The organism is Acidobacteriota bacterium (assembly GCA_020845575.1).
GTDB lineage: Bacteria > Acidobacteriota > Vicinamibacteria > Vicinamibacterales > Vicinamibacteraceae > Luteitalea.
The window spans coordinates 110,406-131,688 of the sequence record JADLFL010000052.1 but is presented as its reverse complement, the minus strand read 5'-3'; the positions used below and the strand labels follow the sequence as shown (position 1 = coordinate 131,688).

General features: G+C 68.4%; 17 protein-coding genes and 1 tRNA gene. 7 read left to right on the top strand and 11 right to left on the bottom strand.

What is annotated here, in order from left to right; all coding sequences use genetic code 11:
• Position 1 precedes the first annotated feature (1 nt).
• The 3 genes from IT182_15230 to IT182_15220 all read left to right on the top strand — a co-directional run bounded on the left by IT182_15230 (position 2) and on the right by IT182_15220 (position 2,663).
• On the top strand, positions 2-1,267 hold the full coding sequence (locus tag IT182_15230) for a dipeptidase (GenBank protein ID MCC6164701.1): 1,266 nt from the start codon (positions 2-4) through the stop codon (positions 1,265-1,267).
• 86 nt (positions 1,268-1,353) lie between these two features.
• Positions 1,354-1,815 (top strand): maleylpyruvate isomerase N-terminal domain-containing protein, encoded by a 462-nt coding sequence (locus IT182_15225; protein MCC6164700.1) that lies wholly within the window; start codon positions 1,354-1,356, stop codon positions 1,813-1,815.
• A 233-nt stretch (positions 1,816-2,048) separates the two neighbouring features.
• Positions 2,049-2,663, top strand: coding sequence for a hypothetical protein (locus IT182_15220; protein ID MCC6164699.1), 615 nt, complete (start codon positions 2,049-2,051; stop codon positions 2,661-2,663).
• 91 nt (positions 2,664-2,754) lie between these two features.
• Here IT182_15220 and IT182_15215 read toward each other — a convergent pair whose 3' ends face one another.
• On the bottom strand, positions 2,755-2,934 hold the full coding sequence (locus IT182_15215; protein MCC6164698.1) for a hypothetical protein: 180 nt from the start codon (positions 2,932-2,934) through the stop codon (positions 2,755-2,757).
• Positions 2,935-3,189: 255 nt separating this feature from the next.
• On the opposite strand from IT182_15215, the gene IT182_15210 reads away from it, so the two are divergent.
• Positions 3,190-3,262 (top strand) — tRNA-Ile (locus tag IT182_15210).
• 619 nt (positions 3,263-3,881) lie between these two features.
• Here IT182_15210 and IT182_15205 read toward each other — a convergent pair.
• From IT182_15205 to ypdA, 7 genes are all read right to left on the bottom strand, one after another.
• A complete protein-coding gene (locus tag IT182_15205; protein ID MCC6164697.1) occupies positions 3,882-4,268 on the bottom strand; it encodes a DUF488 family protein in 387 nt (128 codons plus the stop codon).
• Between the two features lie 149 nt (positions 4,269-4,417).
• The gene (locus IT182_15200) at positions 4,418-6,967 is read right to left on the bottom strand and encodes a glycosyltransferase (protein MCC6164696.1); all 2,550 of its coding nucleotides are present in this window, start codon (positions 6,965-6,967) and stop codon (positions 4,418-4,420) included.
• A gap of 28 nt (positions 6,968-6,995) precedes the next feature.
• The gene (locus IT182_15195; protein MCC6164695.1) at positions 6,996-8,015 is read right to left on the bottom strand and encodes a class I SAM-dependent methyltransferase; all 1,020 of its coding nucleotides are present in this window, start codon (positions 8,013-8,015) and stop codon (positions 6,996-6,998) included.
• A gap of 165 nt (positions 8,016-8,180) precedes the next feature.
• Positions 8,181-9,101, bottom strand: a complete 921-nt coding sequence (locus IT182_15190) for a ThuA domain-containing protein (GenBank protein ID MCC6164694.1) — start codon at positions 9,099-9,101, stop codon at positions 8,181-8,183.
• Positions 9,102-9,109: 8 nt separating this feature from the next.
• A complete protein-coding gene (locus tag IT182_15185) occupies positions 9,110-12,595 on the bottom strand; it encodes a dehydrogenase (GenBank protein ID MCC6164693.1) in 3,486 nt (1,161 codons plus the stop codon).
• Entirely contained in the window at positions 12,595-13,608 is a 1,014-nt protein-coding gene (locus tag IT182_15180) for an SGNH/GDSL hydrolase family protein (GenBank protein MCC6164692.1), read from the bottom strand. The genes IT182_15185 and IT182_15180 overlap by 1 nt, the downstream gene beginning before the upstream one ends.
• Before the next feature lie 27 nt (positions 13,609-13,635).
• Positions 13,636-14,649 carry a YpdA family putative bacillithiol disulfide reductase gene (ypdA, locus tag IT182_15175; protein MCC6164691.1) on the bottom strand — a complete coding sequence of 338 codons (1,014 nt, stop codon included), beginning with the start codon at positions 14,647-14,649 and terminating at the stop codon, positions 13,636-13,638.
• A 215-nt stretch (positions 14,650-14,864) separates the two neighbouring features.
• On the opposite strand from ypdA, the gene IT182_15170 reads away from it, so the two are divergent.
• Positions 14,865-15,596 carry a hypothetical protein gene (locus IT182_15170; GenBank protein MCC6164690.1) on the top strand — a complete coding sequence of 244 codons (732 nt, stop codon included), beginning with the start codon at positions 14,865-14,867 and terminating at the stop codon, positions 15,594-15,596.
• A gap of 52 nt (positions 15,597-15,648) precedes the next feature.
• On the top strand, positions 15,649-16,194 hold the full coding sequence (locus IT182_15165; protein ID MCC6164689.1) for a ribonuclease HI family protein: 546 nt from the start codon (positions 15,649-15,651) through the stop codon (positions 16,192-16,194).
• On the opposite strand, the gene pgeF is transcribed toward IT182_15165, so the two are convergent.
• Positions 16,160-16,951, bottom strand: coding sequence for a peptidoglycan editing factor PgeF (pgeF, locus tag IT182_15160; GenBank protein ID MCC6164688.1), 792 nt, complete (start codon positions 16,949-16,951; stop codon positions 16,160-16,162). The genes IT182_15165 and pgeF overlap by 35 nt on opposite strands.
• Before the next feature lie 336 nt (positions 16,952-17,287).
• On the opposite strand from pgeF, the gene IT182_15155 reads away from it, so the two are divergent.
• Positions 17,288-17,608, top strand: a complete 321-nt coding sequence (locus tag IT182_15155; GenBank protein MCC6164687.1) for a hypothetical protein — start codon at positions 17,288-17,290, stop codon at positions 17,606-17,608.
• Here IT182_15155 and IT182_15150 read toward each other — a convergent pair.
• Complete coding sequence (locus tag IT182_15150) at positions 17,589-19,376, bottom strand: hypothetical protein (GenBank protein MCC6164686.1); 1,788 nt, start codon at positions 19,374-19,376, stop codon at positions 17,589-17,591. The genes IT182_15155 and IT182_15150 overlap by 20 nt on opposite strands.
• 16 nt (positions 19,377-19,392) lie before the next feature.
• Complete coding sequence (locus IT182_15145; GenBank protein MCC6164685.1) at positions 19,393-21,186, bottom strand: radical SAM protein; 1,794 nt, start codon at positions 21,184-21,186, stop codon at positions 19,393-19,395.
• Between the last annotated feature and the right edge of the window lie 97 nt (positions 21,187-21,283).

Below are 21,283 nucleotides of genomic sequence, written 5' to 3'. Positions count from 1 at the left end.
CATGAGTCTCCGCGTTCCACCCTCCATCCTCGCTCTCGCCGGCCTGCTGGCTCTTGCCGCAGGTGCTTCCGCTCAGCCGGCCGACCCGGCGCTCGTCGAACGGGCTCGCGCCATACACGAGCGCGTGATCACCCTCGACACGCACGTGGACATCGATCCGCGCAATTTCGTGGCCGGCCCGAAGGGCTACGCGAGCGCCATCGACACGCAGGTCAACCTTCCGAAGATGGAGAAGGGCGGTCTCGACGCCGCGTTCTTCATCGTCTACGTGGGTCAGGGACCGCTGACCAAAGAGGGCTACGACAAGGCGTACGCGAGTGCGATCGACAAGTTCGACGCGATCCACAGGCTCACCGAACAGATCGCACCGGACCGCATCGGCCTGGCGTTGACGGCTGCCGACGTGCGGCGCATCGCCGCGTCGGGCCGGAAGGTGGCGCTCATCGGCGTCGAGAACGCGTACCCGATCGGCACGGACCTCTCGCGCATCAAGGAGTTCCACGACCGCGGCGGCCGCTACCTGTCGCTCGCGCACAACGGCCACAGCCAGTTCGCCGACTCGAACACCGGAGACGCCGACGGCAAGTGGCTGCACGGCGGTCTCAGCCCGCTCGGCAAGCAGGCCATCGCCGAGATGAACCGCGTGGGCTTCATGATCGACCTCTCGCATCCGTCCAAGCAGTCGAACCTGCAGGCGATGGCGCTCTCGAAGGCGCCCGTCATCGCCTCGCACTCGTCGGCGCGCGCTGTCGCCAATCACAGCCGCAACCTGGACGATGAGGAACTGGCGGCGGTGAAGCAGAACGGCGGCGTGGTGCAGACGGTGGCGTTCGACGGCTACGTGAAGATCAAGCCTGCCGATTCACCCGAGCGCGCCGCGGCGATGGTCGAAGTCCGCAAGGTCATCCCCGCTGGCGGCTTCGGGGCCATGACCGACGACCAGCGCGCGGAACTGCGCAAGAGGATGGCGGCCGTCAACGCGAAGTACCCCGTGCCCCGCGCAACGGTGGCGGACTTCGTCGATCACGTCGACTACCTCGTCCGCAAGATCGGCATCGATCACGTGGGGATCTCGTCGGACTTCGACGGCGGTGGCGGCGTGGACGGCTGGAGCGGCGCCGACGAGACGCTCAACGTCACGATCGAACTCGTACGGCGCGGATACACCGAGGAGCAGATCGGCAAGCTGTGGAGCGGCAACCTGCTGCGCGTGATGGACGACGTACAGCGCGTGGCGGCGGAGTTGCAGAAGACCGCACGGCAGTAGCCGTCGGACTCATCAGGCGGAACATCGTCAACGAACGTCGGACAACGTCCGACGGCTACGACTGAGACACGTCGCGAGGCATTCACATGGACGAGAAGGCATTGTTCCTCGGGTTCTGGACTCGTGAGTCCGGAGTGACGCGCACGGTGTTGTCGCGCATCCCGGAGGGCTCGACGTACACGCCCGACCCGAAGTCGCGCACGGCGCAGGAGATCGCGTGGCAGATCGTCTGCGAAGAGGGCATGCTCATCGACGCGATGGAGAAGGGCACCTTCGAGTGGACGCCTCCTCCCGCGCCGGCCACGATGGCGGACGTGCTCGCTGCGTACGACGCCCAGGCCGCCGCGATGCCCGCGCGATGGGCCGCGCTGCCTGACGAGCGCTGGAGCGGCTCGATGGAGTTCTTCGGCAGCTCGCGGCCAGCCGCGCAGATGGCCTGGAGCTTCCTCTTCGATCTCGTCCATCATCGCGGCCAGATCACCACGTACCTGCGGCCGATGGGGTCGACCGTGCCGCAGGTGTACGGGCCGTCGGCCGACGAACCGTAAGCAGGAGACATCCAATCGCGTTCGTCCCTGGACCCGCGCGACGCCCGCCGCTGCCTGAAGCCGTCGAGGAGCATCGCGACGGGCACTGGCGCCGCGACGAGACCCTGCGCGTCGCCACGGCGGAAGATGCCGAACGCTTCATCGAACGCGTCGGCTTCGCCACCTGCCTCACCGACACGCGCAAGCCGGGGCCGTCGCTGTACATCGCCGTGTGCGGACGGCGGGATGCCGTGATGCCACGGCACGTGCAGCACGACCCGGAAGCGTCGCTCACCTGGCGGATCAAGGACGAGGTGCTGCGGCGCGGGCGCGTGTACTACGGCAAGCTCGCGCGCGGCAGGGCCACGTTCGTCGCGCCGCGGCTCATCCCGCACTTCAACGCGCTGTGGGGCGTGAAGCGCGCCGACGAGACACAGCGCCTCGGCCGCGATGCGCGTGCCGTGCTGAAAGTCCTGCGCGCCGAGTGGGAGATGGCCACGATGGATCTGCGGCAGGAGTCGGGCGTCACAGACGCACGCCGCTTCGCCGTGGCGCTCGACCAACTGCAGGCCGCGATGCTCGTGGTGCCGAGCGAGGTGCTGTACGAGCCGCGCTTCACGTACATCTGGACGCTGGCCGTCGGGCGCTTCCCCGACGAGCTGCGCCGTCGCGTGGCGCGCGACACCGCCCTGCGCGAGGTGGCTGGCGCGTTCCTGCACGGCGCCGGCATGACCGTCCGCGGCGAGCTCGCCCGCGTCACCGCACTGTCCCGCTCAGACGCCGGTCTCGGCAACCGCGCCCTCGTCTCCAACGGGACCGCCGTGATGGACGCAGTGGGTGTGTACAGGTTGAAGAGCGTCGTGCCGTAGGCGGATCCCCGCCTCTCTCCGGCATCGACCTCGGGTTGCCTCGTGCGCCGATCCCGCGCGTGCCGCGGAGGGACTGCTGCTCGGCGTGACGTCAGCCGACCCGGAAGCCACCTGCTCGACGCCGCCCTGCCACGCGCTGCCGCATCAGTGAGTGGCAGCATCCACCGGGCACGTGCCGCGCGTCAGGCAACGTCAGACCATTGAAGCGCGCGAACAGATCGAGATCGGCGTCGCCGAGCGCAAGCGCGAGGGCGGTACACCAATTCGTCACTCCACCTGGTGGACGCGACGATGGACAAGGAGTCCAGAGGTCAGCGGCGCGGTGATCGTCGCTGCGGGCCTTCGTGGGGCCGGACTCGCATCTGCTGACGACACACACGCCGGCAGATGCTGTCCTGGTGCAGGTGCTCGTCGAACCTGGGAGCTGCGCGGACGGCTCCGCGCAAAGGCGCAACTCGGACTCTGAACGCGGGGCGACCGCGTGACGTCGCGTCGGCCATGGCAGAATTGCTTCTCGCCCCTGCGAGGGCCCATAGCTCAGCGGTCAGAGCCGCCGGCTCATAATCGGTTGGACCCAGGTTCGAATCCTGGTGGGCCCACTACTCCTCGCGTTGCTCGTCGTGTGGGGCCACCAGCCTTCAGGCTCGCGGCTCCGCCTTCGGCTCGCCCGCGAGCTCGAATCCACCCGCGCCACGACGCCTCGCGTTGCTCGTCGTGTGGGGCCACCAGCCTTCAGGCTCGCGGCTCCGCCTTCGGCTCGCCCGCGAGCTCGAATCCACCCGGGCCCACGGGCGGCCACCCTCTCCGCTGCTGCGCAGCTACGGAAGGCAGGCAGGGGCCGCCCCGCACACTTCGCGGCGGGCTCATCACTTCGGGCTCCTGCATCCGACGGGCGGGGGGGTGGTGTCGGCGGGCGCGACTTGTGGAGCCATCCGTCACGGTTCACGAGATCCGTCGCGCAGGCGAGTCACGGGCGTGGGGCTGGGGGTCCCCACGCCTTGCACGAGATCCCGCGCCGGAGCGACGGATCTCCGGATGGCGCAACAGGAGCGCCCGCCGGTACCACCCCCACGCGCAGCAGCGGCTGACGCACCAGCTCAGCGCACATGCACTGACCGCCGGATAAATGCGGCGGCTACGGTCAATCAGTCTGGTGATTCCGGCGGTAGTCGTCGTCAGTCCGGGTATCACCTGACTCCTCGCGGTCGTGCAGAGGCGTCAGGCCATCGTGGCGCCGTGCTCGGAGAGGAGGGCTCTCAGCACCGACCGGTGACAGCGCTCTTCGAGCTTGCAGTAGCAGCCGACGGAGAAGTTCGTCCGGCGCGACAGCGTCGCGAGGAGGTCGAGCAGGTGCGACGCCTCTGGCACTTTCATCTCCGCGCGGTAGCGGCGGACGAACGTGCGCCATGTCTTGTCGTCGTGCGCGTGAAGCGCCATCCCCACGAGCGACTCGCTCGGCGCCAGCATCGGCACCCACACGTCGTAGAAATCGCGCGCGGCGAACTCCTCCTTGGGCACGCCGCGTGGTGGACGACGGACGGTGCCGAGCCTGAGCCCCTCATCGGGCAGGCGTGGAGTTCCGAGCCTCACAATCGCAACGGCCACGCCCCCATTCTGCCGTATCTGCCCGGGTTGGCATTCGATCGGCTTGCGTCGCGCCTGATGACACCGGCACGGACCGATCAACAGACAGAGGGGCAGTTTTCGTGCAGGAGGGGGTACTTTCTCCTGTCGCTTGACACGTGCCCGACGGTCTACGACGCCGTGCGCGCCTCGGTGCGACGTGGCGACACGCCGGTGACGCCGGCACGCGGCGTGCGGTGGATCAGCACGTGCTCCACCGGATGGTGAGCGAAGCCGGCGTACATCACCTCTTCGTGCTCCTTCGATGAATACACGATGACGTCCCGCGGGGCTGGACGATACTGGTCCGGCGTCATCACCGGCCAGTCGAGGAACGCCACTTGTGCACTGCGGTCGATGATCCCGACGACCATGCGTGCGAGTTCAGGCACCACGCCGAGCAGCACGCGCGTGTGCAGTCCGGCACCGTAGAGGAAGACGCGCGGCTTCGTGCCGTCCCAGCTCGCAGCCAGTGGCGCCAGTCGCTCGCGTATCCGGCGTATCGTCTCGCCGTGCTGCCCGCCCGGACGTCGCCCGATGAGCATCATGAGCTGATCGTCAGGCAACCCGGCCAGATGGTCGTAATGTGAGCGCCCGCTCACCGCCTGGTGCGAGCGATACGCCTCGGTCAGCCCCAGCATCCATTCCCAGTCGACACGTCGTCGGGCGTCAGGCGTGCTGTATCGCGCACGGATGATCGACCGGATCCGGTAATGCCACCGAACGTTCTGGCTCTGCTGGTTGGCCGAACTGGAACGATAGCGGAACAGGACGCGTGGGACGACGCCGACCTTGAAGCCGGCCAGGTTCAGCTTCGCGAAGAGCTCCCAGTCGAAGTCACCGGATGGCAGGCGTCGGTACCAGGGTGAGTCGGCGGAGAACCCGCCGACTCGTTCGAAGACACTCCGGCGGTGAATGGCACACGTGTCGCCGAACACGTTGGCGAAGTAACCGGCTTCGATGCTGCCGCCAGGCGGTGCATAGATCGCGTCTGCCTTGACAGGACCGATCGATCGGGGAGCCGCGTAGTCGTCCTGCTGCACGATGGCGACATAGCACGACATCGCGTCGCAACCTGACGTCTCGATCGCCTGCCGGTAGACGGCCAGCAGATCGGGCAGCGCCTCGTTGTCTGCGTCGAAGAACACCAGGTACTTGCCCTTCGCGTGCGCTGCCGCGAAATTCCTGGCACCACCCGCACCGCGATTCACCGTCTCGGGGAAGAACCGGAACCGCCGATCGCCGGCGTACTCGCGGCTCATCGCCAGAAACGCGTCCCGATGGTCCGCCCTGCTGGATGCATCGTCGACGACCAGCACTTCGTACGGAAAGTTGCACTGCTGGTTCGCGAGCGAGCGAAGCGCGTACGGCAGATATCCACCGTAGTTGAAGTGAGTCACGACCACCGAGACGTCGGGTGTGCGCGATCGACGCGCCGATGTCCGCGTCACGACACGCTTCGACCGGATCCGTTTCGTGGCGCGAGCCTGGTCAGCCACCAGCTCGCGGTGCCTGGCGAGCGTCGCCTTCCTTGCCGCGCGCGCGTCATGGCCCGTGTCGTACGCAACGGCAAGCCGGCCGACGCCGACCACGTTCTCGAGCCGCTCGCGCAACGCGGCTGCCGAGGGCGCGCACATCACACCAGGGTTGTCGCCGACGATCTCCGGGATGCCGCCGATATCGGTGGTGATGAAGGGCAATCGGCGCTGGAAGAGCTCGATGACGGCGTAGGGCAGGTTGTCGGACAGACTGGGCGCCACCACGAGCACGTCGCGCTGGCGTTGCAGCCAGTCCCACGCCTGGAACGTGTCCTTGGTATCGAGAATCTGCCAGTCTGGCGCCCCCCCTTCACCGAGCGTCCGCTCGATCAGTTCGCGGCCACTCGTACTCGAGGCAGTTCCACTCTTGCCGAGAAACGTGATCTGTCGCACGTCCCGCCGCAGGCTGGCGCTGGACGTCACCGCCTGGAGAAAGTTCTCGAGGCCCTTGCGCGTTTCGAGCCGGCCGAAGAAAACGAGGTGTCGAAACGGCCCATGGACGACGCGTCGCCGACGTGTCGGCGCATCGGTGAAGCAATACGGCAGCACGTCGATGTCGCGCCGGCTCACATGCCACTGGCTCACCGCCCACTCACGCAGGTATCGCGACGGTGCGAACACGCGGTCGGCGAGTTCGACGGACGTCTTCTCCTGATGGTCGACCCCCAGCGTCTCGGGTGACGATGGGAACATCTCCAGGCCGTCGAGTGCCCATCGCGTGGGTCCGTGCAGCGTGAGCGCGAATCGCGTGTCCTGGAAGTCCAGACCGGCGGCGCGGGCCTGCAACGCTGCCATCCCGTGCCCGAGATAGTCCTGCAGGTACACGACGTCATACGGGCGGGCTCGGAGGAACTCGAGGACCCACTGCGAACGAATCAGGTTGCTGCCGCCTGGCGAGAAGCGCGTCTCGGCCACGTCGGGTCGTTCACGTGCCATCCACGAGTGGGCCTCGACGAACGTGATGCCGAGTTCGAGGGCCAGTCGTCGCGTCCAGCGCTCCGCCGTTCCGATCTCGACGTCAGCCGTCAGGAGCACATCGACGGCGATGCCGGCGTCCGCGAGCGTGCGGGCATGCCAGTACACCGCCGTACCCGCGCCGCCGCAGCGCATCGGCCCGGGGAACTCGGGCGTGACGATGCACACGCGCGAGGAAGAACGCGGACGCGCGCGTCTAGGCATACAGTCGCACGTGCTCCACCGGCTGCGAGGCCAGCGACGCGAACATCGCGGCCTCGTGAATCGGACTCGAATAGACGACCGCGTCGGCGACGGCTGGAGAGAACGCCGACGGCGCGACTCGTGGGCGGCCGAGGAACGTGCCATCGCCGAGCCGATCGACGAAGCAGGTCACCAGTGGAAGCAGTTCCGGCACCTGGCCGAGCATGGCCTGCGTGTGGCTCCCGGTCCCGTAGAAGGCGATGCGAGATCCTCGCGACTGCCACGCGGGTACAAGCGACGCCAGTCGGCGTGTCGCTCGCGAGAAGTCCCGCGGACCGTGAGTCGAGAGGGGCAGCATCCGCTCGAAGAGCGCCCCTGCGCGCTCGACCACCGTCAGTGGGTCCCGGCGCTCCGAGGGCAGCACGAGCGCCAGCCCGAGGCCGGCCCACATCTCGAACGACCCGTCCGGCTGCGCGATCGTGTACCCGGTCACGAAGTCCAACTCGACGGCGTGGACGTGTGGATGCGATGCCCAGGCGACCTCACGCATGCCGAAGCGGCAGTCGGGGTTGAGACTGTCGTGCATCAGGATCGTGAGGGGCCGGCGCGGCTGCCATTGCAGGATCGCCTCGATGTCCGCGCGCACGCCGTCTCGCGAGTGGTCGCCATCCACCAGCACGAAGTCGAGGTCGCGGCCTTCGCGCCGGATCTCCTCCAGAACGAGCGGAATCGTCCGGCGCGAATCGCCGACGTGGAACACCGCGCTCGGGATGCGGGCACGGAGTCGCTCGCTCGATTCCGGCAGGAGCTCGAGCGAGTAGGAACGTCGTGCATAGTTGGAGATGACCGCGAGGCTGCCACCCTGGGCCGTGCCGATCTCGATCGCGCAGTCGATTGTCCGTGTGCGCAGCAGTGTATCGAGCGCCACGCGCTCGGCCGGCGTCATCTGCCAATGGCTCACCAGATCGCTCACGCCCCGGCGTTCGAGATCGGCGGTCAGGCCGGGAAGCGTCAGTCCGTCGAGCACGGACACGGGCGTTCGATGCACGGTACCGCCGATTGCAAACCGCGAGCCAGCGCCACGGCCTGCGGGCGCGGCAATCAGGCGGCCCGGGATCGCCGCCATCCAGGCGGGTGTGACGAGTTCAGACAGACGGCCGACCGGACGCGGTATCGGAATGCCGTCATCGGGACGCGCTCAGTTCCCCTTCGGCACCTTCGACAGATCGAAGCTCTCCGGGGCGACGTACGGCGTGATGGGCGTGGCGTCTGCCCCCGCGGCGGGGACCTCTCTGCCGAGCGCCCACAGGATGCCGTTGATCAGCAGCCGGCGCATCGACACCTCGGAGAAGTCGGCCGGGTGACCGAGCGTGGTGAAGAACACGCGGCCACCCTTGTGCTCGCGCGTCCAGGCGACGGGCTGGCGCGGCGGATACTCGGCGGCCCTGGCCGTCTGCTGCGAGTTGCGGCTGTCTCCGTTGAGCAGGATGGTGGCGGGCCCGTTCAGCGGCAGCACGTGATAGAGCCACGAGCGCGCGTGGAACGGCGTCACGCCACGCAGGATCGGATGGCTGGCGTGGTCCCCGTCGACAGTGACGTCCGTCGTCGACAGGTGCCCGTGGTGCGTAATCCATCGCTGACCGAAGACCTCTCGGCCGAAGCCGTCGTTCAGCGCCGTGTGCGGGCTGCCCTGCGGATACATGAAGGCGTGCGTGCTCGTTCGCAGGCCGACGACGGGCTTGCCCGACTCGACGTACCCGGTGATGCGCGCGAGCTGATCGTCGGGCAGCGCGCGGAAGCGCGTGTACATCACCATCAGGTCCGCGTCGGCAAGCGCGTCGAGGCCTTCGATGTTGGCCTTCGTCTGGGGAATGGGACGGGCCATCGCCACCGACGTGCGCAGGCCGTGCCGCTTCTCCAGGATCGCCGCGATCATCGGCATCGTGATCTCGGACCGGTACTCATCGTCTCCCGTGACGAAGACGACGAGCGGCGCGCGGCCCTGCGCGTTCGCAACGGGCGCGCGGCCGGAGACGAGCGCGAGTGCCACGCCGCACGCCGCCAGCAGGGCCGCCGCGCCGAGGCGCCGCCCGATCGCCGATCGTGATTCGTGAGTCATGAGTCCTCTCATTGCGTTGACACCTGCGCGGGCCGGGGCAGCACCTGCACGATGCCGTTCATCGTGCGCCAGTGACCGGGGAAGGTACAGACGAAGGGATAACTCCCGGGGACTTTCGGTGCGGTGAAGCGCGCCTGCACGGTTTCGCCCGGCTGCAGCAGGCGAATCGCGAAGAGTACCTCGGGAGTCTTCGGGATGAAGCTCTGTCCGAACGCATCGGGCGACGACACCATCGCCTCTGCAGCCAGCGACACCGTCTCGAGCGCGCCTTCCTTGGCCACGAGGAGGTTGTGCGGCATCTCGTCGCGATTGACGAACTCGATCACGACTTCCTCGCCGGCGCCGACGGTGATGCGCGAGAGATCGAACTTCATCTGCGCGGCCACGGCTTCGATCCGGATGACGCGCACGACGAGCGCATCGAGCGCCTTGGTGAACGTCGCGCGTTCCGCGTCGGGCAGACGCGCCGCGAGTTCGTGACCGAACCCCACGGCCTCGAGGAATGCCGGCCCCGTCCGTTCGGCTGATGGAATCTCGCGCACGTGCGCGAGCAGCGTCTCGGCCAGCGGCGCCAGCGATCCGGGCGGCCACGCCGACGCCGGCAGCCGGCGCATGACGCGGATCGCCACCTGGCGTCGTGTGGGCTCGCGCATGAACGCCGCCAGCACGGCCACGGCGTCTGCCTCGTGACCCGTCAACTGCGGCAGCACCTGCATCCCTGCGGCATCGACGGCCGCGCGCAGGTCGCCGCCGATGGCCACGAGTTCCGGACTGCCCGTGATGCGTAAGCCGTCGCGCACGAATACCGCGCGGCGCTCGCCGTCGAGCACGGCGATCGACAGACCCGCGCGCTCCCCGGGCCCCGCCGGCCACAGCCTGATCGATTCGATCGGCCGCTCCGCCCCGAGGTCCACTTCCCACCACGGATCGTTCTGCGCCCCTGTGAACGCGTGCGTTCCGGCTTTCGGGTCCGACCCGCCGGCCGCCATGTCGACGCCGCCATCGATCGCGCGACGCGGCTCACCACCCGTCGCGCCATCGGCGACGATGCTCGACTGCGTGGCGGTGGCGCCGCGAGCGACATTCTGCCCGCCGCTGAGGACTTCGACCTCCGCCACGCTCAGCACCTGCGCCGCGCCCGGACGCACGAGCCGCACGTACCGCCCTGCGACGGGCGCCGCGATCTGCGCCGCGCCACCACCGACAGAGGCGGTGCGCAACTCGGGAAGGAGGCGCGTGCGCAGGCTGTCGAGCACGGGCCCCTGCGGCAGGCGAGCGGCACCGCGCAACAGATCCACGCGCGCGCGCGGCGATGCCGCAGACGCCTGCCACGCAGGACCCGCGTCGCCGTCCGCGATCATGAGCGCCGCGTACGCGCCTTCACGCACGCTGTCGTGGTGGCCCTCCCGCGCAAGCCGTTCGATGTCGGCGCGCGAGCCTGCGAGCTGCGACGCCGGCAGCGTGGCGAGCACCTGCATCAGGTCGGCGGCCACCGGCGACTTCGCGGGCACACCGTCGACCCGCGCCACTGCCGCGACGATCTCCTGCAGCGTCGACGAGCCCTGCTGTGCCGCAAGCGCGTCGAGCGCCTCACGACGTGCCGCCGGCGCGATCCCCGCGCGCGACAGCAACGCGCGATACACAGGAGTGCTGCGCCTCACACGTACGAGATCCTCCGGCGCCAGGCGATCGAGCACGTACGACACGCCCGCGTCGTTGCCACGCGCGAACGTGTCACCCGCCGTCACGACCGGCTTCCACGCCGGTTCCAGCGTGGTCATCGTCGAATCGAGGACGTAGTCGAGGTAGTAGTCCATCGGCTGCGCGAGGACCTCGAGCGCGAGACTCGCGGCGTCAGCCGTCGGCACGAAGCTGAGTGCGCGCACCGCTTCGAGCCGCACGCGCGGTTCCGAATCCTTGACCGCCTGCGCCAGGAGCGACATGCCGCCATCCACGCGGTCGAACCAGTGCTGCAGCACGCGCACGCCAGCCGCACGCGCGCGGAACTCCTTCGCCCCGAGCACGCGCGTCAGCAACTCGCGATCGACGACGTCGTTGTGTTCGTGAACCCAGAGCGCTTCGAGCAGATGGTGCTCGAACCAGGGATCCGCCGGATCGAGGTTGGCCACCCACTGCCGCACCGCGGGGATCACCTGCGCCGTCGGCCACTCGCGCAGCGCGACTCGTGCGCGATAGCGCGTGCGATCCTCGTAGACCTTCAGCAGATCGAGCTGCTCGGCGATCGTTGCCCCGTGGATCTTCGGCGGCGTGAGCAGCGGACGCCCCTTCGCCGTGATGCGCCACACGCGGCCGCGCGACTTGTCGCGCCGCGCGTCGCGAATCGAATACTGCATGTGGCCGATGAGCGGATTGAACCAGTCGATCACGTACAACGCGCCGTCGGGGCCGAACTGCATCCCGACGGGCCTGAAGTTCGGATCGGGCGACTGCAGCAGCGGCTCGACCTCGACGGCGACGAAGCCGGACCCCTGCTCGATCGTCTTGTACTGCTTGATGCCGAGGAACCCGATGACGTTGTTGTAGAGGAAGTTGCCCTGTGCCGACTCGGGGAAGTGGCGGCTCCTGACGAACTCGCTGCCGCTCGTGGGCCGTACGCGCGTGAGCGTCCACTCCTGCATCGACTTCTGCTTGCGCGGATAGTCGACGTGACCCGAGAACGCCGTGCCCCAGTAGTTGTAGCCGTTGGAGGCGTCGCTGATGAAGTTCTGCCCCCACGCGTCGATGACGTGTCCCCACGGGTTGGCGAACGGGTACGACACGAAGACGTCGAACTTCTCGGTGCGCGGTTCGTACCGCCACACGCCGGCATACGCCATGCGCCGCGGGCCGTACGGCGTCTCGACCTGCGAGTGCAGGAACGTGCCTTCCTGGAAGTACAGCGCGCCGTCTGGGCCCCACTGCCACGCGTGGATCGAGTGATGGCTGTCTTCGGTGCCGAACCCGTGCAAGAGGATGCGGCGCTCGTCGGCCTTGCCGTCGCCGTTGGTGTCCTTCAGGAACAGCAGCATCGGCTGCTGCGCGATGTACACGCCGCCGTCGCCGAGCTCGAAACCGGTCGGGATGTAGAGCCCGTCGGCGAACACCGTGCTCTTGTCCGCGCGACCGTCGCCGTCGGTGTCTTCCAGGACGATCAGCTTGTCGTTCGGCTTCTGGTCCGGCAGTGCGTGCGGATACGTGGGCGAAGTCAGTACCCACAACCTGCCACGTGCATCGAAGGTCATCTGCAACGGCTTGGCGAGATCGGGAAACTGGACCTCCGACGCGAACAGGTTCACCTCGTACCCGTCGGCCACCTTCATCCGCTCGAGCGCGACCTTCGGATCCTGCGACGCGAGATCGAGCGCCGCCCCGCGGTTCGGTTCCGCCCCGTCGGCCACCTGGGCGCTGGCCGGTGCAGGCACCGCGAGGATCGACGCGAGGCCGACGATCGACGCAAGGCCGGCGCCAACGCGCGTCTTCGAGCGACGCACCATCAGCGGGCCTCCTGCTGGTCGAGCGACACGGGGCTCGTTGATCGCGGCGGACGCGCGGGACGCGGGAGCACCGTTCGCGCCTGGCGCCAGATCCGCTTCTCCTGCGCGGCGACGAGCTCGTCGAGGCGCTTCATCTCAGGGGGAAAGTTCACCGATCCGAACGGATCGACGCGACGGCCGACCACGTACTCGGCGTTGAGCGGACGCCAGCGCAGGAAGAAGAGGCGGTTCTTCTCCTCGATGAGCGCGCGCAGGTCGGCGTAGCTCTTCGAGCCCGCGGGCAGTCGTTCGGGAGCGAGACCCAATGCCGTCAGCAGCACGACGGCGAAGACCTTGTCGCCGTCTTCGTTGAGGTGCATGCCGTTGACGGTGAGCGGTGCCGCGGCCGTCTCCATCGCGTCCCTGGTCGGCGTGAAGACGTCCGCGAACGGCACGCCGAGCCGGGCCGTCACGCGGCGCATCGCCTCCGTGTAGCGCGCCAGTTCGCGATTGCGTCGCTCGACGTCCACGTGCACGAGACGCGAGAGGCGTTCGTGCGCGATGGGCGAGACGATCGCGAGGCGCGGTGCCTCCGATCCGTTGTACTTCGCGCCGCGATGCTTCTCGATGTAGGCCTCGAGATCCTTCTCGAACCGCGGAATCCCTGCCTCGCCCTCGAACGACTCGTTCGCGCCGAAGAACGCGAGGATCACGTCGGCCTTGTACGTCGCGAGGTGCTGCTCGGCGGGGCCGAAATTCAGCGGACGCGGCTGGAGCGTGAGCGTGTCGGCACTCCATCCCAGGTTGCGCATCGAGAGTTCGAGCTGTGGATACAGCGCCAGCAGCGACGTCTCGAAGTGGTTGAAGTACTGCTGCCTGTCTGCCAGCGTGTTCCCGACCAGCACGACGCGGTCGCCTGGACGCAGCTCGAGGAGCGGCGGCGGCGCGTCCGCAGGTTGCGCGAACGCGACGGCAGGCGCCAGCAGGACTGACGCCGCCAGTGACAGCGCAGGAAGGACGGGATGTCTGGTCATGGGGCCTCGTGTCCGGTTCGCAGCAGTTTACTCTTCCGTCTTCCAGTGAATCGTCGCAAAGGGGATGGCTTCGGGGTGACGTCCCGAGAGGTGCGCCACGATCTGCCGGGCGTGGAAGCGACCGTTCTCGATGAACCAGCGATTGGTCCGAAGGCCGCCGCACACGGTACCTGCGACGAAGACGCCTCGTCGCACCGTCTCGAACGTCGTCTCGTCGAAGATCGGCGTGCGACACCCATCGTCTGCGAACGTGATGCCGAGCGACGCCAGCAACGAGAAGTCCGGCTGGTATCCCGTCATGGCAAGCACGAAGTCGGCGGCGACGTCGACGGGGCCATCGGGGGTGGTGAGGCGGATCGAACTCTCGCGAATCTCGTCGACGATGGTGTTGAAGTGCACGACGATCGAACCTTCCTTGATGCGGTTCTCGAGATCGGGGCGAATCCAGTACTTGATGCTGTCCGAGAGCGTCCCGCCACGCACCACCAGCGTGACGTGCGCGCCGTGCCTGTGACAGTCGAGCGCCGCCTTGGCCGCGGAGTTCTTCGCGCCGATGACCACCACGCGCTGCTGCACGTACGGGAACGGCTCGCGATAGTAGTGCGTCACGTGCGGCAGATCCTCGCCCGGCACGTCGAGCCTGTTGGGCACGTCGAAGAAGCCCGTCGCGACGATCACGTACTTCGCGCGATGGGCCCCGCGCGTCGTCTCGACGATGAAGTCGCCCATCTCGCCGCCGAGGGCGGTGACGCGCTCGTAGAGGCGGACGTCGAGCTCCTCCCGCGCCGTCACACCCCTGTAGTACTCGAGCCCTGCCTCACGGGTCGGCTTGTAGGCCTGCACGGGGAACGGATGTCCGCCGATCTCGATCAGGTCGGGGGTCGAGAAGAACTCCATCCGCGCCGGGTAGCCCACGATCGAGTTGACCAGCGCGCCCTTGTCGAGCACTCGCGCCCGCAACCCCGCCCGCTTGGCCTCCAACGCACACGCCAACCCGACCGGCCCCGCCCCCACGACGATGATGTCGACAGCTTCGTTCACGGCAGTATTGTGGCTCGCCTTCGCGCCTGCGGCGCTTCGGCGCGGGACACGGCGCCGGCAACGGGCAACCGACAACAGGCAACCGGAAAAGGAATGCGAAGTGCAAACGCGTGGAATGCCGGATTCCCAAGGAATGTCCTTGGCGCGTGCCGCCCTCGTGTAGAGACCGGTTGCCGGTTGCCGGTTGCCGGCTCCCCCCGTGATACCGTCGCGGTGTGCATCCGAGTCTCGACCAGCTCCACCGTCTGCAGGAACTGGAGCGACAGGCGGCAGTCCTCCAGACCGACATCGACGCCGGAGATCAGCGTCGCCGTGAGATCGAAGCGCCCGTCGCAGAGGCCAGGGCCGCGCTCGCGTCCCTGACCGCCACCATCCAAGACCGGCAGACCCTGCGGCGAGCCGGCGATCGCGACGTGGCGGCCGCCCAGCAGCGCCTGACCAAGTTCAGGCAGCAGCTCATGGCCGTGACCAACAACCGCGAGTACGAGGCCGTCCAGCACGAGATCGCGACGGTCGAAGGCGAACTGAAGGGCCGCGAGGATCAGACGATCGCGCTGTTGTTCGAACTCGACGAACTCGCGCCGCAGGCCGACGCGGCCGGGCGGCTCGTCGCCGAGCGCCTGGATGCCGCCGGGGTGGCGATTGCGGGGCTTGCTGACCAGACACAGCGCCACAGACTCGAACTGGCCGCAGTGGAAGGCAGCATCGCCGCGCTCCGCCCTACGATCGAGCCCGCCGCGCTGGCCATGTACGACAAGGCCGCGAAGCGCTATCCGCGCCATGCGATCGCCGACCTGAAGGGCGAGCTGTGCGTCGGCTGTAACGTCAAGAACCGGCCGATGGTCGCATCCGACGTGCGTCGCGGCGAGAAGCTGGTTCTCTGCGAGAACTGCACGCGGATCCTGTATCCCGTCAAGCCGGCGCCGGCACCGGCGCCGGTTCAGTAGACGCCCTCACGCCGGGCCTGCCGGGAAGGTCGACGGGTTACGATCAGCCGCGATGATCACGGCGTATACGGACGGCGGCGCGCGCGGAAACCCGGGACCTGCGGGCTATGGCGTGCACATCCTCGACAGCGACGGACAGACGCTGGCTGAACTCGTCGGGCCGCTCGGCACCGCCACCAACAACGTTGCGGAGTACTCGGGCCTCATCGCCGCGCTGCAGTGGACGCTCGACCACGGTCACCGCGCGCTGCGCGTGCGCATGGACTCGGAGCTCGTCATCAAGCAGATGCGCGGCGAGTACAAGGTGAAGCACGCGACCATGCAGGTGCTGCACGCCGAGGCGAAGGCCCTGGTGGCACGGCTCGACCGAGTGGCGCTCGAGCACGTGCGTCGCGAGCAGAACAAGGTCGCCGACAAACTCTCCAACCAGGCCATGGACATCGTCGAAGGCAAGCCGGTGGCGGAGGCCGGGCCCGAGGCGCTGCCGCAGGAGCCCGAGCCGCTGGCTCCGCGCACGATCAGCATTCCCAGGCCGTCAGAGCCAGCCCTGCCCAGCACACGCCTCACCGCCCAGCGCTTCGACTTCGACGTGGACTGACAGCCGCGACCATGCGTCCGGCTGCCGCGCCGTTGGCGCGCCAGGAATGGAAGACGCCGGCATGCGTGGCCGTGCAGAGATGGGCGACGTGGATGTGTGCGGCGTCGAGTCCTGCGGCAACGAGTTGATCGCGCGTCGCTGTCCAGAGATCGAGCAGATACTTCCCGGGCGTGTCGCGCACCGTCCACCACGACCGCGCCTCGCCCTGCGCAGGCCACGCAGCAGCGAAGGCATCGATGACGCCCTCACCGACTTCGTAGACGTGAGGTCCGATGCAGGGGCCGACGGCGGCGACCAGGTCGTCGGCGCGCGTCCCGAACCGTTCGCGCATGACGTCCACCATCCTGCCGGCCGCGCCCGCAACGGTCCCGCGCCATCCGGCATGCACGGCGGCCACGACGCCCGTCCGGCGATCGGCCAACAGGATCGGCACGCAATCGGCCGTCCGAACGGCAACGGCGACCTCAGGCTGGTCAGTCGCCAGGAGATCGCCATCGGGCCACGTGCCGTCACACGGCAGCGCATCCGTGTGAGCCGCCACACCGTGGACCTGCTTCAGCCGCCACACGTGTGACGCCGGAACGCCGAACCAGTCGGCGATCGCCAGCCAGCCCGTCCCCTCGTCTGCATGTGGCACGTCGATGCCTCGCGCCGTGAAGACATGGGTGGCGAACTCATTCAGCGACTCGCACTGCAGCGCAGGCCCCCATGGAGTCTCGACCCACATGAACGGCGCTCGCGGCTGCGGCAATGTCACGCCCGCGATCATGCAACGCGCGGTTCCCGACGCCAACTGTCGTTCCCCTGTCCCGAACGACACAAGACGCCGGCGCTTCGCGATAACTCGAATCGCTACGTCACGCCGACGACAACGCGCGTTCACAGCGATCGCGCTCCTGCCGGAGTTGGAGCGATGCCACCCATCGCCGATACGGCCAGACAAGTCATTCATTCACAGCGTGTTACAGGCCTGTACCGATGCCGATACGACATTTGGCAAGAAGGTTGAATTGACCTCGCGCAAGAGAACGCGACGCAGCGGAGGGGCCGGGCTTGCCCGGCCCGGCGATACGCGCCCGAGGAGAGACAGGCCATGACGATCAGGATCATCGCCGCCAACGAGCAGGCCAGCCCCGCAGGAAAACTTGCTGACGCCGAACTGCTCTTCACACAAGGCCAGTTGGATGGCCTCAAGCTGATCGGTTTCGCCATCTGGGAACGCCGAACCCCTGCAGGACGGCGCAACGTGACGTTTCCGGCGCGCAGCTATTCGGTCAATGGAGAGCGACGGAGCTTCGCGCTGCTGCGCCCGATGGCCGACTCGACGGCGCAGGAACCGTTGCGGGAGGCCATCCTGGCGGCCTACACCGAGTACGAGGCGCAGAACGCGCTCGCTACCGCGGACTCCGCGTGAGTCTCGCCGTGGACACATGGCCACCGGCGTCGTGGACGGCCTTGTCGCCGGCGAGCCACACGCGTGTGGTGACGGGTCTTCCGATCTCGGCACGCGGCGGCCAGTCGAAACGGGCGATGGCGCTGTCGGCGAACCGGTGCAGCAACTCCGCGCGTTCGGACTCGTCGAGCACGAACGCGAGCGGGCGGCTCTCACGGGCGGCCCAGTCGATCACGCGGTTGAAGGCGTCGGGCGAAAGGATGTCCGGCCGGATGACGGGCCGTCCGCTGTAGTACGGCGCCGAGGCGCTGTGCTGGGCGGCCACGATCACGACGTCCGCGGGTAGTTGAGTGCGCACGAATTCGCCCGCTGCCAGGTAGCGGTACTCGCGCGCGCGCACATCGAACACGCCGAGGTCGCGCGCGAGACGCAGGTTCGTGATGGTCAGGGCAAGGACGAGACAGGCGACGACAGGGAACGTCCATCGAGCGAGGCGACCATGCGCCAGACGACCGACGAGATGCGCGACACCGAGCGGCGCGATCACCAGAGGCATCAGTACGAAACGGAGATACGTCCACGAGTCGAACGGCTGGTACATCGCGTAGAGCACCACGGTGATGGCGGCCATCGCCGTGAGCGGACGCCAGGCCGCATCGCGCGAGGCGACCACGACGAGCCACACGGCGCCGGCAGCGAGAGCCACGCACGCGGGGCCGGCAATCGCCTCGCGCAGCCACGACGCGTAGCGGACGACGTTGGCGGGCGCGTGCGCGAGTGCGAACAACTCGGAGGCACGGCCGTAGCCGGACTGCATCGGCGATCCGTAGAGGAACGCCTGCACGCACGCCACTGTCACGACGGCGACGAGCGTGGCGGCGGCGATCGCGAGGACGCGTCGCAGGGCCTCGGAACGAAGGCCTGCCTGCCACGCGACGGCACATGCGAGTGGCGCGAGGTTGGGCCGGATCAGGATCGCGACGAGCGTTGCCACGGCAGCGCCGCCGAGCGACATCCACGCGCGGCCCGCGCGGGTGTGGCGCGACGCACGATCGGCCAGCGCGAGCGCGGCCAGCCACGCAGCGAGCGCAGGGACGTCGGACATCGGCTGGAGGGCCTGGTACAGGAACGGCGGCAGCGACGCCACGTCCGCAACGGCCACCGCGGCGCCGGTCATACCGGTCCGCGACAGGGCGAGGCACCAGAGCGCCAGGAGTGCGATGAGGGTCGCAACAGCGGGTATCACGCGAACGGCGGCAGCATGGCCGGCCGCGACGGAACCGCCCGCAGACAGGGCCACGGCTTCGAGCCAGGGCAGGCCGGGAGGGTATGTCGGCACTGTCGCCATGCCCGTCGCGTCCGGACGCACGCCAAGTCCGCTCTGCGCCCACGGGTCGGCCACGCCGGGGATCGACAGGGGCAGCGGCTCGTGCAACCGGCCGTTGCGCCACCGCTGCGCCTGCGCGAGATATCCGGCCGAGTCCGCGCCGCCAACGCTCACGGCGCCGCGTGCGTGCAGCAGCGCCGCCAACGCCAGCACGATGAGCACGAGCGTGGTCACGTAGGGCCCGCGCGCCCGCGCCAGGTCGTCGAGCAGTCGGCCAACGCCCCCACGGCACCACGCAGCCGCGAGTACGGCGATCGCCGCCATGGCGAGCAGACGGAAAGGATGCGAGATGGACAGCCCGATCGCCGGCACCGACAGCGGCCCGAGTCCGATCACCAGTGACGCAACAGCTGCGGCCGCCCAGGCGAGGACGAACAGCGGGATGGCCAGCCGGGCGCGCACGGAACAGGAGTGCCGGTCAGGAGATGACCGGGAGGAGACGTGCGTTGTCCTGCTGGCGCTTCGGCGGAAGTGTCCACTCGGCGCGCATGGCCTTGTCGAACTCGCTGCGGAAGAACGACGCCTTCATCCCGCCATCGATGACGTCCCACGGCAGGAACGCGTCGCGACTGCGGTCGCGGAAGATGTAGAAGTTCGCGTCGACGCCGGTCGCGGCAACGGCCTCGCGCCACTGGCCGCCGTTGCGCTCCGCCATGTCGATGACCGGCGCCACGCGCCTGTCGCCGAGCGACATGAGCGCCTGATAGTAGGAGTGCCGCTCGGACTTCACCGTGAAGTACACGTTGTCGAGACCGGAGACGAGTGTCTTCAGTCGTTTGGCCTTGCGATCGGTGATCGCCGGATCCTCCATCGGTAGCCACTGGTACGCCGTCCCGGGCTTCGGGATGAGCGGGTTGACGCTGGCCACGATGCGTCCGAGACGACCGCGCGTGCGCCCGTACTGGAGCATGACGGTGCGCAACTGCTCGGTCAGGTCGCGCATGGCGACGAGATCCTCGTCAGTCTCGCTCGGCAACCCGATCATGAAATACAGCTTCAGGTTCTCGACGCCGTTCGAGAACAGCAGGTGCGCCTTGGCGAGGATCTCCTCGTTGGTGAACGTCTTGTTGATCACCCGGCGCAGGCGATCGGACCCGGCTTCGGGCGCGATGGTGACGCCGCGTTCCCCGCTCTTCACGAGGCGCGAGACGATCGACGCGCTCAGGTCGTCGAGCCGCAGCGAGGCAGGGCTGATCGAGTAGCCCATGCCGGCCAGGCTCTCGAGGATGTGGTCGATCTCGGGGTGATCGCACAGCGCGATCGACACGAGGCCGGCACGCGTGGCGTGCGGCCGCGCCCGTTCGGCGAGCGCCAGAATGCGCTCCGCGTCGAACGCACGGACCGGCAGGTAGTTGTACCCGGCCCAGCAGAACCGACACAGGTTCGCGCACCCGCGCACGACTTCGACGAGGAACCGCGACCCGAACTCCGTGTCTGGCGTGAAGACCTGCGTGTGCGGCGGATCGAGCAACTCGGTGGTCCGCACCGCGGCTTTCTGCACCGGCGCCACGCCGCCGCGAGCGGGGTCGCCGATCATCCCGCGCAGCGACCCGTCTTCGGCGTAATCGGGGGTCCAGGCCGAGGGGATGTAAAACCCCCTGTCGTGCCCGAGCGCCTGCAGCAGGCCCGCGCGTCCGGTGGCCTCCCTGATCCGCTGCACCAGCGTGGGCACGAGCACCTCGCCCTCGCCGGCGGCAATCACGTCGGCAAAGAGCGCCAGCGGTTCAGGATTGACGAACGTGACGGCGCCGCCGAGCACGACGAGCGGATCGTGTCCGGCCTGTCGATCGGCCGCATACACCGGCAACCCCGCCAGCCGCAGCAACGTGAGGACGTTGGGATAGTCCCACTCGAACGACACCGACAGCGCGAAGACGTCGAAGTCCTTGACCGGCGTCTGCGACTCGATGGTGAGGAGCGAGAGGCCGGCGGCGCGCTGCGCCTGCAGTTCCTGTCGAGGCGGCAGGAACACGCGCTCACACACCACATCGTCCATCTCGTTGAAGAGACGGTAGACAGTCTGGAAGCCCAGATTGGACATCCCGATGTGGTAGGTGTTCGGGAACGCGAGGGCCACGCGGAGCCGCTGGCCGTGCGGCTTCGCGATCACGCCGGCTTCGCGGGCCAGCGTGGCCCGGGCCCGATCGCGGAGGTCCTGTGCCTTCATCGAGAGAATGCCTCGCGCACTCGACAGGACACGTCGATCGCGCATGGGGAATCCCTCGAAGATACCACGCGGGCCGGCGCCTCATCGCGAGGGTCGGGCCCGGCCCTCGACTCGGCTCTGGTCGCCCTGAGCCGGCCGAAGG